The 13,268-nt window shown below is 69.1% G+C and carries 15 protein-coding genes; 7 read left to right on the top strand and 8 right to left on the bottom strand.

Annotation, left to right across the window (positions count from 1 at the left end):
- Positions 1-279: 279 nt before the first annotated feature.
- Genes ABZ348_RS13905 through ABZ348_RS13895 form a run of 3 tightly spaced genes read left to right on the top strand, consistent with a single transcriptional unit; the run spans position 280 to position 2,376 of the window.
- Complete coding sequence (locus ABZ348_RS13905; RefSeq protein ID WP_358932592.1) at positions 280-1,158, top strand: AraC family transcriptional regulator; 879 nt, start codon at positions 280-282, stop codon at positions 1,156-1,158.
- A gap of 10 nt (positions 1,159-1,168) precedes the next feature.
- On the top strand, positions 1,169-2,071 hold the full coding sequence (locus ABZ348_RS13900; protein ID WP_358932591.1) for an AzlC family ABC transporter permease: 903 nt from the start codon (positions 1,169-1,171) through the stop codon (positions 2,069-2,071).
- Positions 2,068-2,376, top strand: a complete 309-nt coding sequence (locus ABZ348_RS13895; RefSeq protein WP_358932590.1) for an AzlD domain-containing protein — start codon at positions 2,068-2,070, stop codon at positions 2,374-2,376. Before ABZ348_RS13900 ends, ABZ348_RS13895 begins: the two co-directional genes overlap by 4 nt.
- A 25-nt stretch (positions 2,377-2,401) precedes the next feature.
- Here the strand turns inward: ABZ348_RS13895 and ABZ348_RS13890 are convergent, their stop codons facing one another.
- A complete protein-coding gene (locus ABZ348_RS13890) occupies positions 2,402-3,346 on the bottom strand; it encodes a hypothetical protein (protein WP_358932589.1) in 945 nt (314 codons plus the stop codon).
- A gap of 78 nt (positions 3,347-3,424) precedes the next feature.
- Here ABZ348_RS13890 and ABZ348_RS13885 point away from each other — a divergent pair, with 78 nt between their 5' ends.
- From ABZ348_RS13885 to recX, 4 genes are all read left to right on the top strand, one after another.
- The gene (locus ABZ348_RS13885; protein WP_358932587.1) at positions 3,425-3,619 is read left to right on the top strand and encodes a DUF3046 domain-containing protein; all 195 of its coding nucleotides are present in this window, start codon (positions 3,425-3,427) and stop codon (positions 3,617-3,619) included.
- 449 nt (positions 3,620-4,068) lie between these two features.
- Positions 4,069-5,232: an AI-2E family transporter gene (locus ABZ348_RS13880; RefSeq protein WP_358932626.1), complete on the top strand. Its 1,164-nt coding sequence runs from the start codon at positions 4,069-4,071 to the stop codon at positions 5,230-5,232.
- A 378-nt stretch (positions 5,233-5,610) separates the two neighbouring features.
- A complete protein-coding gene (gene recA / locus ABZ348_RS13875; protein ID WP_358932585.1) occupies positions 5,611-6,738 on the top strand; it encodes a recombinase RecA in 1,128 nt (375 codons plus the stop codon).
- 5 nt (positions 6,739-6,743) lie between these two features.
- Positions 6,744-7,349, top strand: coding sequence for a recombination regulator RecX (gene recX, locus ABZ348_RS13870; protein WP_358932583.1), 606 nt, complete (start codon positions 6,744-6,746; stop codon positions 7,347-7,349).
- 135 nt (positions 7,350-7,484) lie between these two features.
- On the opposite strand, the gene ABZ348_RS13865 is transcribed toward recX, so the two are convergent.
- The 7 genes from ABZ348_RS13865 to ABZ348_RS13835 form a co-directional block, all read right to left on the bottom strand.
- On the bottom strand, positions 7,485-7,922 hold the full coding sequence (locus ABZ348_RS13865) for a rhodanese-like domain-containing protein (protein WP_358932624.1): 438 nt from the start codon (positions 7,920-7,922) through the stop codon (positions 7,485-7,487).
- Complete coding sequence (locus tag ABZ348_RS13860; RefSeq protein WP_358932581.1) at positions 7,868-8,413, bottom strand: cysteine dioxygenase; 546 nt, start codon at positions 8,411-8,413, stop codon at positions 7,868-7,870. The genes ABZ348_RS13865 and ABZ348_RS13860 overlap by 55 nt, the downstream gene beginning before the upstream one ends.
- Before the next feature lie 281 nt (positions 8,414-8,694).
- Entirely contained in the window at positions 8,695-8,766 is a 72-nt protein-coding gene (locus tag ABZ348_RS13855; RefSeq protein ID WP_310851512.1) for a putative leader peptide, read from the bottom strand.
- Positions 8,767-8,813: 47 nt separating this feature from the next.
- Positions 8,814-10,415: an FAD-dependent monooxygenase gene (locus ABZ348_RS13850; RefSeq protein ID WP_358932579.1), complete on the bottom strand. Its 1,602-nt coding sequence runs from the start codon at positions 10,413-10,415 to the stop codon at positions 8,814-8,816.
- Between the two features lie 368 nt (positions 10,416-10,783).
- The gene (locus ABZ348_RS13845; protein WP_358932577.1) at positions 10,784-11,665 is read right to left on the bottom strand and encodes an amino acid ABC transporter permease; all 882 of its coding nucleotides are present in this window, start codon (positions 11,663-11,665) and stop codon (positions 10,784-10,786) included.
- Positions 11,662-12,336, bottom strand: a complete 675-nt coding sequence (locus tag ABZ348_RS13840; protein ID WP_358932575.1) for an amino acid ABC transporter permease — start codon at positions 12,334-12,336, stop codon at positions 11,662-11,664. Before ABZ348_RS13840 ends, ABZ348_RS13845 begins: the two co-directional genes overlap by 4 nt.
- An 80-nt stretch (positions 12,337-12,416) precedes the next feature.
- A complete protein-coding gene (locus tag ABZ348_RS13835) occupies positions 12,417-13,241 on the bottom strand; it encodes a glutamate ABC transporter substrate-binding protein (protein WP_358932573.1) in 825 nt (274 codons plus the stop codon).
- Between the last annotated feature and the right edge of the window lie 27 nt (positions 13,242-13,268).

Here is a 13,268-nt window from a genome sequence, read left to right as displayed (position 1 = left end):
ACAAACGCGACTACATCTTCAACGGCACCCTGGCCACAGCAGCCATCGTGATCTGGCTACGCGACCTCATCAAAGAGCCATCAGACACTGCCTAGGCGGCTTAGGCGGCTCAGGTGGTTCGGACGGTTCGGTTCCGGGCGGCGAACAGGCTTCCCTCTCCGGACCGGTTTGCGCCCGACTGCGGTCCCCCAGCGCCGCCCCTGTCGCTGACCTGCGCCGATGTCATCCAACCGAGGAACCGGCAGTCCGCCATCCGACCGTACGCAGCACAATGGACGCATGGGGAACCGGGCAGGGCATGAGTGGGCGCGGCACTGGCAGTACGAGGAGTTGCCGGGCCTCGACCTGCTGCATGCCCGGTATGTCCGACACACCTTCCCCCGGCACAGCCACGACGGCTTCACCGTTGCCTCCGTCAGTGGCGGGGTCGAGGACCTGATCATGCCGGACGGAGTGATTCCGGTGCGTCCCGGCATGGTCGTGATGATCAACCCGGAAGTGCCCCACGCGGCCCGTGCAGGAGTGCCCGAGGGCTGGACCTACACCACCCTCTACCCCTCCGTGGAACTCGTCTCCACCATCGCCCACGAGATGAGCACCCTGCGGGGCACCCCCGGCTTCGCCGAGTCGAACGTCCAGGACCCGCAGACCGCCGAACTGATCCGACACGTGCACCTGGCCGCCGAGGCGGGCAATGCGCTCGCCGCCGACAGCCTGCTGCGGATCGTCGTCGCCCGCCTGCTCGGCCGGCACGGGAGCCGACTGCCCGCCCGCGGCACCCCGGATTCCGGTGGGCGCACCGCGGCCAGGGCGAGGGAGCTCCTGGAAGAACGGATGGCCCGACCCCCCACGCTCGACCGACTCGCCCAGGAGGTCGGCGCCAGCCCCTTCGCCCTGTTCCGCGCCTTCAAGACGGCGTACGGGATGCCACCGCACACCTGGCTCACCGATGCCCGGGTCCGCAACGCCCGTCGACTGCTGGAAGCGGGGAGAACCCCCGCCGAGGCGGCCGTCGAGGTCGGCTTCACCGATCAACCCCATCTGAACCGCCACTTCACCCGCATCGTGGGCGTGCCCCCGGGCGCCTACCGCGATGAGCGGCTCGGCCGCACCCGGGCGCGCAAGAACGTACAAGACGCTGGTGGAAGGCTCGCGTAACGTCCGGCACGTGCCAGAACAGACAGTTCACCCGAAGAGCGACCCGCCCCGGGGCGATGCCCGGACCGCCGCGGTCGCAGCCCCAGCGTCGAAGCCCGATGCGGCGGTCGTCCGTGACGCCCTCGGCGTGGGGATCGCCGTGGGCCTGTCGGGCTTCGCCTTCGGCGTGACCGCGGCGGGCGCCGGCCTCACCCTCTTGCAGACCTGCGCACTCAGCCTGCTGGTCTTCACCGGGGCCTCACAGTTCGCCCTGGTCGGCGCCATCGCAGCAGGTGGCAATCCGCTCACGGCCGCCGCCGGCGCCTTCTTCCTCGGCGTGCGCAACGCCTTCTACGGGCTCAGGCTTTCCCAGTTGCTCGCCCTGCCCAAGGTCGTACGGCCCTTCGCCGCGCACTGGGTGATCGACGAGACCACGGCCGTGGCCCTCGCCCAGCCGGACCGCCGATCGATACGCCTCGGCTTCACCGTGACCGGACTGACGCTGTACGTGCTCTGGAACCTGACCACGTTCCTCGGAGCGCTCGGCGCGGAGGCCATCGGGGACACCAATGCGTGGGGGCTGGACGCCGCCGGCCCCGCCGTCTTCCTCGCCCTCCTCGCGCCCATGCTGCGGACGGCGACCGAGCGTGCAGTCGCCGCGCTCGCGGTCCTGCTCGGGCTCGGACTGCTGCCCGTCCTGCCGGCGGGGATGCCGGTCCTGGTGGCAGCCCTCGCTGCCCCTGCGGTGCTCTGGCTCAAGGGCCGCAGCTTCGGGCCGCAAGCAGTCGACGCGGTGCCCGAGCCTTCCGCAACGGGACCGGACGCGCCCGCGCCGACCACCGGCGCCACGCTTCCCGCCGACCACATGTGCGCCGCCCCCGAAAACCGCCCGCACACCCCCCGTACCGACCGCGAGAACGGTGAGGACCGATGAGCGTCTGGATAGCGATCGCGGCCACCGCCATCGGCTGCTACCTGGTGAAACTGGCCGGCCTGCTCGTGCCGGCCGGCGCGCTGGAACGCCCCCTGGTGCAACGGCTCGCCGCACTGCTCCCCGTGGCCCTGCTGGCCGCCCTCACCGCCCAGCAGACCTTCGGGGCGGGAGACGCCCTCGTGCTCGACGCCAGGGCAGCAGGCGTCGCGGCAGCGGCCCTGGCACTGCTGCTGCGCGCACCGTTCCTCGTCGTGGTCGGTGCCGCCGTGGCCGTCACCGCGGGCGTTCGAGCGCTCGGCGGCTGATCCGCACGACCCCGGCCGGCGTACGTCAGTCGATGCGCTTCCCATGGGCGCGCAACGTCCGCAGCGCTTCGACGGTCACCCTGGGCCGGGCCTCCAGCGCCGCCGCCGGGGCCCAAGACCGCCAGGTGATCGGCCATCCGCCGTCCTCCTGCTGGGAGCGCTCCAGATGCGCCAGTGAACGGGCCATCTCCTCGTCCGTGAACCAGCGCCGCGCCAGCGAGCCGGGCGTCCGCGCGTAGTCGTACGGGAAGTGGTGCTCACCGGGGGCGTAGCCGTCGGCGACCGGGTAGTCCTCGATCCGTTCCGGGTCGAGGACGGCCCACTGCCGCTCGCGCACCAGCCGCCCCAGCCGATCGGCCGCCGCCTCGGCCCGTGAGCGGTCCGGCACCCCGTCGAGGAAGGCGACCGCCGCCTCGATCTCGTACGGATGGGACTGCGTCAGCCCCTCGACGGCCGACCAGCAGAAGTCGGTGGCTCGAAACAGCCAGGCGTGCCAGACCTGGTTGCGGTGCAGCAGGCCGACGACCGGGCCCGTGGCCAGGAGCTCGCCCGGGGGATCGTCCACGACGGGGACGAAGGGCGCCGCCGGATAGCCGCGCTGCGTCGGGTGGACCGCCGGAAGCGCCCCTTCGGACGTCGACACCTCCGTGAAGTAGCGGCACATCCGTTCCACCCGCAGCCCGCCGCACCGGCCGATGGAGTCCAGGACGTGCAGGGCGTGTGCCGTGTGTAGCGGCTGGCTGATCGGACCGCGCAGATCCGGTTCCAGGGCGTGCCCGTAACCGCCGTCCTCGTTCAGATACGCGGCGAGCGCCGCTTCGACGCCGTCGGGGCCGCCACGGAGGAAGTGGTACGCGAAGCGCCGTTGCTCCAGGACCCGCGCGGTGAGCCAGACGAAGCGCTCGGCGCGGGCGCGCGGAGACAGCGGAGACAGGGGCGTGTGCAAGGGGTCCGGTCCGGTTCCAGCCATGCTTCGACCGTAGGACGGAAAGGGCTTTCGGCATCCGGAACGGGCCGGACCGCACCCCGAGAGCGGGATACTGGTGTCATGCGGTTGACGAACTTCTGGGAGCGGATGGCGGACCACTTCGGCCCGTCGTACGCCGAATCCTTCGCCCAGGACCATGTGATGGCCGAACTGGGCGGCCGTACGGTGCACCAGGCGCTCGACGCCGGCTGGGAGGCCAAGGACGTCTGGCGGGCGGTCTGTGCGGCCGTTCAGGTGCCCTCGGACAAGCGCTGAACCGGCGAGCGGTGAACTGACAAGCGGTGATCCAGTGCGGGCGTTTCGCATTCCGTGGACCGCACGGACTCCTCACGCTGACGGGGTGAAGTCCTGTACCGCATCCTTGGCTTATGTCCTTTTTATGGCCCGGGTGTTCTCGCGGCAGCCGCTGACGGTCGAACCCTTTCCCTCCGGACGATCCATGGGCACTACGCCACGTAGGCGACACTTGCCCCGTGGCATCGACGACCGACAAGAACGATCAGGACAGATCCGAGCAGGGCGTACCCCGCCAGGGCGGCACCCAGAGTGCCTCCGCGGTCCGTACGGAACCCGGCCCGGCCGTGGGCCGTGGGGATGCGGGCGCACCCGAAGCCCCCTCGGCATCCCGCCCCGGCGCGCACGACGCGCCCCCTCCGAACCCGCCTCCGCCCGCCCCGCCCGCAGAGTCGCCGAGCCCCGCGCGGATGCCCCGCTGGCTGCCGCGCGCCATGGTGCTCGCGCTGACGCTCTACGCCTGTCTCCAGCTGGGTAGTTGGGCGTTCCACCAGCTCATCGGCCTCTTGATCAACATCCTGATCTCCTTCTTCCTGGCCCTTGCCATCGAGCCCGCGGTGGGCAGGATGGCGGCCCGCGGAATGCGGCGGGGGCTCGCCACCTTCCTCGTGTTCTTCGGCGTCCTGGCTGCGGGGGTCGGGTTCGTCGTCCTGCTCGGCTCGATGCTCGCCGACCAGATCGTCACCATGGTCGAGGACCTCCCCAAGTACCTCGACTCCGTGATCAGTTGGATCAACCAGACGTTTCACACTGAATTGTCCCGGGTCGAGGTCCAGGACAGCCTGCTGCGCTCCGACTGGCTGCGGAAGTACGTCCAGAACAGTGCGAGCGGGGTGCTCGACGTCTCCGCGACGGTCCTCGGCGGTTTGTTCAAGCTGCTGACGATCTTCCTCTTCTCCTTCTACTTCGCCGCGGACGGGCCGCGCCTGCGGCGCGCGCTGTGCTCGGTGCTCCCTCCGGCCAAGCAGACCGAGGTGCTGCGCGCCTGGGAGATCGCCGTCGACAAGACGGGCGGTTACCTCTACTCGCGCGGCCTGATGGCGCTGGTCTCGGGATTCGCCCACTTCGTCCTGTTGGAGATCCTCGGGGTCCCCTACGCACCCGCGCTGGCGGTCTGGGTCGGTCTGGTTTCCCAGTTCATCCCGACGATCGGCACCTATCTGGCCGGGGCGCTGCCCATGCTGATCGCCTTCACCGAGAACCCCTGGTACGCGGTGTGGGTCCTCGGTTTCGTCGTGGTCTACCAGCAGTTCGAGAACTACGTCCTCCAGCCCAAGCTGACCGCCCGGACGGTGGACATCCACCCTGCGGTCGCCTTCGGTTCGGTCATCGCCGGTACGGCACTGCTGGGCGCGGTCGGTGCGCTGATCGCGATCCCGGCGGTCGCCACCCTCCAGGCGTTCCTCGGCGCCTACGTGAGGCGGTACGACGTGACCGACGACCCGCGGGTGCACGGGCACCGCAAGCCCGGAGCCGGTGGGGTCCTCCAGCGAATCCGCGCCCGGGTGGTGAACGCCGCGTCCGATGACGCCGGTGCGGCGGCGAAGCCCCCGGTGGTTCCCGACCGGAACTGACGTCTCGCGAACTGACGTCTCACGGAACCGGTCGTCGCGAAGGGCTGACCATCTCGCCTGATGCCTGATGCCTGATGCCTGATGCCTGATGCCTGATGCCTGATGCGGGCGTCGGGCATCAGGCTTTTCCAGGGGCGTTGTCCGTCGAGGGATGCCCCGATGGTGACCTTCCGGCGACCTTGCAGAGGCGGCGGAGGGCATCCGACGCGCCGGCCGGTGCGCTTGACACTGAAATCGAACATCCATTCTTATGGGGTTTCGGCCCCTTGTTTTCGTGGAGTTATCCACAGGCCGGCGGGACGTCGGGCCCCATTGTCAGTGGCAGGGGTTAGCGTCATTGACGTGAAGCGATCGACACAAGCAAATCGGGTGGAACCCATGGCAGGAACCGACCGCGAGAAGGCGCTGGACGCCGCGCTCGCACAGATTGAACGACAGTTCGGTAAGGGCGCGGTGATGCGCCTGGGCGAGCGACCCAACGAACCCATCGAGGTCATCCCCACCGGGTCGACGGCGCTCGACGTGGCACTGGGCGTGGGCGGACTGCCGCGCGGCCGTGTCATCGAGGTGTACGGACCGGAGTCCTCCGGTAAGACGACCTTGACCCTGCACGCCGTGGCCAATGCCCAGAAGGCGGGCGGCGCGGTGGCCTTCGTGGACGCCGAGCACGCTCTCGACCCCGAGTACGCGAAGAAGCTGGGCGTCGACATCGACTCCCTCATCCTGTCCCAGCCCGACAACGGCGAGCAGGCGCTGGAGATCGTCGACATGCTCGTGCGCTCCGGCGCACTCGACCTGATCGTGATCGACTCCGTGGCGGCCCTGGTGCCGCGGGCGGAGATCGAGGGCGAGATGGGCGACTCCCACGTCGGCCTCCAGGCGCGGTTGATGAGCCAGGCACTCCGGAAGATCACCAGTGCGTTGAACCAGTCGAAGACGACGGCGATCTTCATCAACCAGCTGCGCGAGAAGATCGGCGTGATGTTCGGTTCGCCGGAGACCACGACCGGTGGCCGCGCACTGAAGTTCTACGCTTCGGTCCGGCTCGACATCCGCCGTATCGAGACCCTCAAGGACGGCACGGACGCGGTGGGCAACCGCACCCGCGTCAAGGTCGTCAAGAACAAGGTGGCGCCGCCTTTCAAGCAGGCGGAGTTCGACATCCTGTACGGGCACGGCATCAGCCGTGAGGGCGGGCTGATCGACATGGGCGTGGAGCACGGCTTCGTCCGCAAGGCCGGCGCTTGGTACACGTACGAGGGTGATCAGCTCGGCCAGGGCAAGGAGAACGCCCGGAACTTCCTGAAGGACAATCCCGATCTCGCCAATGAGATCGAGAAGAAGATCAAGGAAAAGCTGGGAGTGGGCGTTCGGCCCGCGGCGCCGGAGGCTCAGCCCGGCCCGGACGCAGCCGGGGCGGAGCCCCCGGCCGATGAGGCCGTGAAGTCCGTGCCCGCGCCCGCCACCAAGGCCAAGACGGCCAAGGCGGCGGCAGCCAAGAGCTGACCGCCATGCCTTTCCCATCGAAGAGGCGTACCAGAGGGCAGGGCGGCGGCTCCGAATCGTCGAGGGCCGAGACGGAGCCGCCGCCCCAGGATCCGGCCGAGCGGGCGCGGGCGATCTGTCTGCGCCTGCTCACCGGGACCCCGCGTACCCGCAAGCAGCTTGCGGACGCCTTGGCGAAACGGGAGATCTCTCCGGAGGTGGCCGACGAGGTGCTGTCCCGTTTCGAGGACGTGGGGCTGATCAATGACGCGGCCTTCGCGGACGCATGGGTGGAGTCCCGGCACCACGGCCGGGGCCTTGCCCGACGGGCGCTGGCCCGGGAGCTGCGGACCAAGGGGGTGGAGCCCGCGCTGATCGACGAGGCCGTCGGTCAGCTCGACTCCGAACGAGAAGAGGAGACCGCGCGAGAGTTGGTGGCCCGCCGGCTGCGCTCGACCCGGGGACTGGATCGAGACCGGAGAATCCGCCGGCTGGCGGGGATGTTGGCCCGCAAGGGGTACGGGGAGGGGGTGGCGCTTCGCGTGGTGAGGCAGGCGCTGGAGGAAGAGGGGGAATCCATGGAAGGAATGGATGCGCTGGGGGATCTGGAGGGGCTCCGCGGGGACGGCTGAACACCGGCGGGCAGCCGTACAGGGGGTTGCTCCGGGGGGAAGAGGCTCGCCCGTCCACCGCGTCTTCGAACGCTCGCCTCTACCGTGCAGGGCCCAGGGCCTGCGTGAGCACGCTCCTGGGCTCGACCACGCTTCCTATCCTTCCACCGGCAGTCCGGCCGCCTTCCACGCCTGGAATCCGCCGATCAGGTCCGTCGCCCGGTGCAGCCCCAGTTGGCGCAACGAGACCGCAGCCAGGGAGGAGGCGTACCCCTCATTGCAGATCACCACGACCCGAAGATCGTGGCTGACCGCCTCCGGCGCCCGGTGACTCCCCTGAGGGTCCAGCCGCCATTCCAGTTCATTGCGTTCCACGACCAGTGCACCGGGGATCAGTCCGTCCCGCTCACGCAGGGCGGCATAGCGGATGTCGACCAGCAGAGCGCCTGATCCGGCTTCGGCAAAGGCACGCTGCGGCTCCACCCGATCCAGTTCGGTGCGGACCCGTTCCAGAAGTTCATCGATGCCTATGGGCTCGCTCACTGCCACTCCTGTGCTCGCTCCACCTGCTCCAACCTGAGGACGGCTCCGGATCGGCTGAAGCGTCGGATCAGGGGAAGCGGCGGGTAGTAGGCGTGGACGGAGATGGCGTGGTCGGTGGGCGACACATTGAGGACCTCGTGCACGTGGTGCTGTCCGAAGGCGCGCCCCTGCCCCACCCCCAGTTGCCGTTGTCGATCCACCCCTTCGCGTAGCTCCAGGGTCTTCCAGCCGCTCGCGGGTAGCCGCACTGCCAGTGCGTTCTCCGTCAACTTGCCTGCTGCGGTGGCGAATGCGCCGATCGATTCCGCGTGGTCGTGCCATCCGGTGCCCGTCCCGGGAGGCCAGCCGATGAGCCATGCTTCGCTGCCGCGGGGCCCGTCGAGTCGTACCCAGGTGCGGCCGTCGGGGTCCAGGGGTAGGGAGGCGATCGCCTGGGCGTCCGCAGCGGTCTGTCGGACGAAGTCCAGCAGCTCGGCCGTTGTGGGGGAGGTGCCGCCTTCCCCACCCCATCCCGTGGCTGTGCCCTCGACGAGCTCCGACACCCCGTCGGACGTCCCTGCGATGACAGGTGTAGGAGGCTCAAGGAGTGCGGTGGTCGGCACCGTGGTCCTGGGTGAGCAGGACGCGATCGACGGGGGGAGCGAAGAGGTCGCGGGAGCCGATGAGACGGCGGCATCCGACGCCGTGGACGCATGAGGGGTTGACCCTGTCGGGAGGGACGCGGACAGGGGTCGAGCAGACTGGGACACGGAGAACCGTCCTGGATGTTCGCTGGAGGGCACCCGGTCTCACTGGAGCCGGGCGCGCAGAAGAGAGGGCGAAATCAGCAGGACGGTCGACACACGCAGCCCGCGTAACGGAGCAGGTCCATATGGACCCTCCGCCACAGGCGCACATCGGTGTCGGTCACGCTCCGGAGTACACCATGTTGATTCCTGAGGGTCAATTGATGTCCGCGGTGCGGTCGCTGTTCGCCGCCTCCGACTCCAGCGTGCCTCCACGGGCGGCGTCTGCCGCCGCGTACAGCTCTGCGGGACGCACCCCGGCAAACGTGGCGACCAGATGTCCGTCCGGGCGTACCAGCAGCACGGTGTGTGCCGACGCCCCGGGGTAGCACTCCGTGACCAACAGCTCTGCTTTGACGGGCAGTGCGCTCACCGCGGCGGCCAGTCGTGGCATCACACCCGCGCTCTGCCAATGGCGTCGATCCCACACCCCGGTCCCCGGCGCGACGAGCACCACCAGGAGCCGTCCTCGTCCGAGTCGGTCGCGGAGGCGTGCTCCCGTTCCATCCGGTGCGGTCACCCGTACATCGGCTACGGGGGCGCCCGCCTCCGTCCCCACGGGCACTTGCTGGGCGACATGGCCTGCGCCGAGCGGCGAGTGCCGGTAGACGGGGGCCGCACCGAGCGGGCCCTGCCCGAGATGCCCGTCGGTGAGCAGTACGTCGTGACCGCGGGTGGTCCCCGGCAGATAGGTGCGCAGCGCACCTCCGCCGCGCAGTATCGGCAGCACCTGGTCGGCGGCGCGCAGTCGGCCGGCGATCGCGGTCCGGCGTTCCGCCTGGTAGCTGTCGAGGAGCAGTTCGCCGGCCCCGTGGTGCCAGGCGTGCGCCAGCTTCCACGCCAGGTTGTCGGCATCCCGCAGCCCCTCGTCGAGACTCCCGGTGCCCAACGCCCCCAACAGATGGGCCGCGTCGCCGGCGAGGAAGGCCCGGCCCACCCGCCAGCGCCGTGCCAGCCGGTGATGGATCGTGTGCACGCCGGTGTCGATCAGCTCGTACGGAGGGGTCTGGCCGCACCAGCCCGCGAGGGTGTCACGGATCCGGGTCACCAAGGCGTCGGGGGTGACCAGTTCGCTGCGCGGCGGCAGTAGCCAGTCCAGCCGCCAGACGTCGTCCGGCAGGGGACGGGCGGTGATCTCCTCGCCGCCGGTGCGCCAGGGCGGTGAACGGTGCAACAACGCCTCGTCGGGCCAGGGTAGTTCGGCCCGCAGCGTGGCGACGGCGTGCCGCTCCACCGCCGTGCGGCCGGGAAACCGGATGCCGACCAGCTTGCGGACGGTGGAGCGTGCACCGTCGCAGCCCACCACATGGCTGCCGCGCCACCAGGTCGCCTCGGGGCCCCGCGTGTGGACGGTGACGCCGGAGGCGTCTTGTTCCAGGGAATCCACGCGACTCTCGGTGACGAGCGTGATCTCGTCGCGTGCGGCGATGGCGTTCCTCAGGCCGCGGGCGAGGGCGTGCTGGGGGATGTGGAGCGGTGCGGGAGAGGTGTCGTCGCCCAGTGCCACATGGCGTACCTCCTGCTTGCGGCGGAGGGAACGCCATCCGACCCAACGCGTTCCTTCGTCACGGACCGTAGCGCAGCCCAGCCGTTCGACCATGGCGGCGGTATCGGGGCGCAGCACCGCCGTACGGGCGGGGCGGGGCTCCTCCTTGCCGTTGCTCTCGTCGAGCACGACGGAGGGGACGTTCTGGTGCGCGAGGGCGAGGGAGAGCGCCAGACCGACCGGACCTGCGCCGACGACGATCACCGGGTCCACGAAGTGGCTCCCGTGGCTCGTAGGGAGAGGCCGGAGGGCGTGGTGGGAGCCCGGTGCGTGATCACAGAACGTATGCAACCCATTGGGGGTGCCTGCGTCAAGTGACCCATGAGCGACATGGCGGACACTGCACCACCCGGCGGCGGAAGAACCGGACCCCGTGGGACTCGTTGCCCCCGGCGGCCCCGTGGGAATCGGCCGTGTGCTTCCGCTCGACCGGTGGGTCCTGTGCCGGGGGACGGACGCGCCCGGGGTGAGCGAAAAGGGACGGTGGCACCGCCGTGCCACCGCCCCTGCTCTGCTGCGACGTGCCCTGTGGGCCCGCCTTCCGGATCGTGCCGGAGTCGGCCTGATCCGGAAGAGGGCGTCTAGGCTCCGCCGCCTCCGATTCCGGCGTCGATCTGCTTGATGTCGACGACGGCCCCGGTGCTCTTGGGTGCGCGTCGCGCGTGGCGCTCCAGCGCCCCGGCGATGCTGGTGAGGATGAAGTTGAGGACGATGAAGATCAGCGCGATCACGGTGAGGGTCGCGATGGTGTTGGCACCGTAGTTCGCCATGATCGGACGGGCCTGGAACAGCAATTCGCCGAGCCCCAGCAGCACCCCGCCGAGGGCGGTGTCCTTGACGATGACGACCAGTTGGCTGACCAGTGCGGGCAACATCGCGGTGACGGCCTGCGGCAGCAGGACGAACGTCATCGTCTGGCTTTTGGTCATGCCGATCGCTTTCGCTGCGTCGGTCTGACCGCTGGGCAGGGAGAGGATGCCGGCCCGTACGACCTCGGCGATCACCGAGGCGTTGTAGAGGACGAGCCCGGTGACCACGGCGTACAGCGGCCGGATCTCCGATTCGATGTCGGTGAACTGGGAGAAGGCGGCGAAGGCGAACAGCATCAGCATCAGGACCGGGATGGCCCGGAAGAACTCGACCACGGCGCCGACGGGCACCCGTACCCAGGCGTGGTCGGAGAGTCGGCCGATGCCGAGTACCGCGCCGAGCGGGAGCGCGATGACCACCGCGAGGGCAGCTGCCTTCACCGTTTCCCACAGCCCGGGCAGCAGGAACGTGGTCCATACGTTGGAGTCGTTGACGAAGGGACTCCACTTCTCTGCGGCCAGCTGGTTCTTGTCGGCCATGGTGGCCAGTACCCACCAGGCCACTGCTCCCAGGGCGACGAAGAAGCCCACCGTGTAGAGCACGTTGCGGCGCTTGGCCTTGGGGCCGGGAGCGTCGTACAGGACTGATGTCATCGTTTCACCGCCACGCGCTTGGCCACCCAGCCGAGCAACAGGCCCGTGGGCAGGGTCAGAACGATGAAGCCGAAGGCGAAGACCGAGAAGACGGCGAAGATCGCATCGGCTTCGTTCTCGATCATTTCCTTCATGAGGAGGGACGCTTCCGCCACGCCGATCGCCGCGGCCACCGTGGTGTTCTTGGTGAGCGCGATGAGGACGTTGGCGAGGGGGGCGACCACCGAGCGGAACGCCTGGGGGAGCACGACCAGGGTCAGCACCTGGGAGAAGCTCAGCCCCAGTGCGCGGGCGGCCTCCGCCTGTCCGACGGGGACCGTGTTGATGCCGGAGCGCAGGGCTTCGCAGACGAAGGTGCCCGTGTAGGCGACGAGACCGAGCACGGCCAGCCGGAAACCGATGTCCTTGAAGTCCTCGGCGCCGAGCGAGAATCCCAACGTCTGGTTGAGGGCCAGGGAGCAGGCGACGATGACCACGGTCAGCGGGGTGTTGCGGACCACGTTGACGTAGCCGGTCCCGAAGGCCCGCATCATCGGTACGGGGCCCACCCGCATGGCGGCCAGCAGGGTTCCCCATATCAGGGAACCGATGGCTGAGTAGACGGTGAGCTGCACCGTCACCCAGAACGCTTCGAGCAGGTCGTACTGCCCGGAATCAAGGAAGTCGAACACGTTGACCCGCGATCTCTCCTGGTTGGATCGTGGCGCGTGCCACCGGCACCGGCCGGTGCCGGTGGCACGTCAGCGCTGGCTCAGCCCTTCTCGGTGACGTCCGGCGCGGGCTCGTTCTTGTAGTTCGCCGGGCCGAAGTTGGCCTTGACGAACTTCTCCCACGAACCGTCCGACTTCATCTTCTCCAGGGCCTTGTTGATGTCGCCCTGGAGCTTGGTGTCGCCCTTCTTGAGGCCGATGCCGTACCGCTCGTCGCTCAGCCGGAGACCGACCAGCTTGAACTTGCCCTGGTGCTCCTTCTGGGCCGCGAAGCCGGCGAGGATGGAGTCGTCCGTGGTCAGCGCGTCAACGGCCTTGTTCTCCAGGCCCGTCAGACACTCGGAGTAGCCGCCCTGCTCCTGGAGGTTCGCCTTGGGCGCCAGCTTGTCCTTGACGTTCTGCGCCGAGGTGGAGCCGGTCACCGAGCAGAGCTTCTTGCTGTTGAGGCTGCTGGGCTCGGTGATGGAGTTGTCGTCCGCACGGACCAGCAGGTCCTGGTGGGCCAGGAAGTACGGGCCGGCGAAGGAGACCTTCTCCTTGCGCTTGTCGTTGATCGAGTAGCTCGCGGCGATGAACTTGACGTCGCCGTTGGCGATCATGGTCTCGCGCTGGGCGCTCGGCGTCTGCTTCCAGACGATGTCCTTGGCGTCGTAGCCGAGTTCCTTGGCCACGTAGGTGGCGACGTCCACGTCGAAGCCGACGTACTTGCCATCGGGCGTCTTCAGCCCCACACCGGGCTGGTCGAACTTGATGCCGATGCTGATCTTGCCGCCGCCCTTGTCGTCACTGTCACCGCCGCACGCGGAGAGGGTGAGGGAGAGCGCGGCAGCCGTGGCAATGGCCGCAGATGACTTGCGGAGCTTCATGATGAACATCCCTTTACGTCATGATTC

Origin of the sequence: Streptomyces sp. NPDC005963, from assembly GCF_040638655.1 — a bacterium.
GTDB lineage: Bacteria > Actinomycetota > Actinomycetes > Streptomycetales > Streptomycetaceae > Streptomyces.
This window is presented reverse-complemented; position numbering and strand designations above follow the sequence as displayed.

Coding starts and splice junctions, on each gene's coding strand:
- ABZ348_RS13905 (WP_358932592.1), top strand. CDS start 280: ATGGGGAACCGGGCAGGGCATGAGTGGGCGCGGCACTGGCAGTACGAG.
- ABZ348_RS13895 (WP_358932590.1), top strand. CDS start 2,068: ATGAGCGTCTGGATAGCGATCGCGGCCACCGCCATCGGCTGCTACCTG.
- ABZ348_RS13890 (WP_358932589.1), bottom strand. CDS start 3,346: ATGGCTGGAACCGGACCGGACCCCTTGCACACGCCCCTGTCTCCGCTG.
- ABZ348_RS13885 (WP_358932587.1), top strand. CDS start 3,425: ATGCGGTTGACGAACTTCTGGGAGCGGATGGCGGACCACTTCGGCCCG.
- ABZ348_RS13880 (WP_358932626.1), top strand. CDS start 4,069: ATGCCCCGCTGGCTGCCGCGCGCCATGGTGCTCGCGCTGACGCTCTAC.
- recA (WP_358932585.1), top strand. CDS start 5,611: ATGGCAGGAACCGACCGCGAGAAGGCGCTGGACGCCGCGCTCGCACAG.
- recX (WP_358932583.1), top strand. CDS start 6,744: ATGCCTTTCCCATCGAAGAGGCGTACCAGAGGGCAGGGCGGCGGCTCC.
- ABZ348_RS13845 (WP_358932577.1), bottom strand. CDS start 11,665: ATGACATCAGTCCTGTACGACGCTCCCGGCCCCAAGGCCAAGCGCCGC.
- ABZ348_RS13835 (WP_358932573.1), bottom strand. CDS start 13,241: ATGAAGCTCCGCAAGTCATCTGCGGCCATTGCCACGGCTGCCGCGCTC.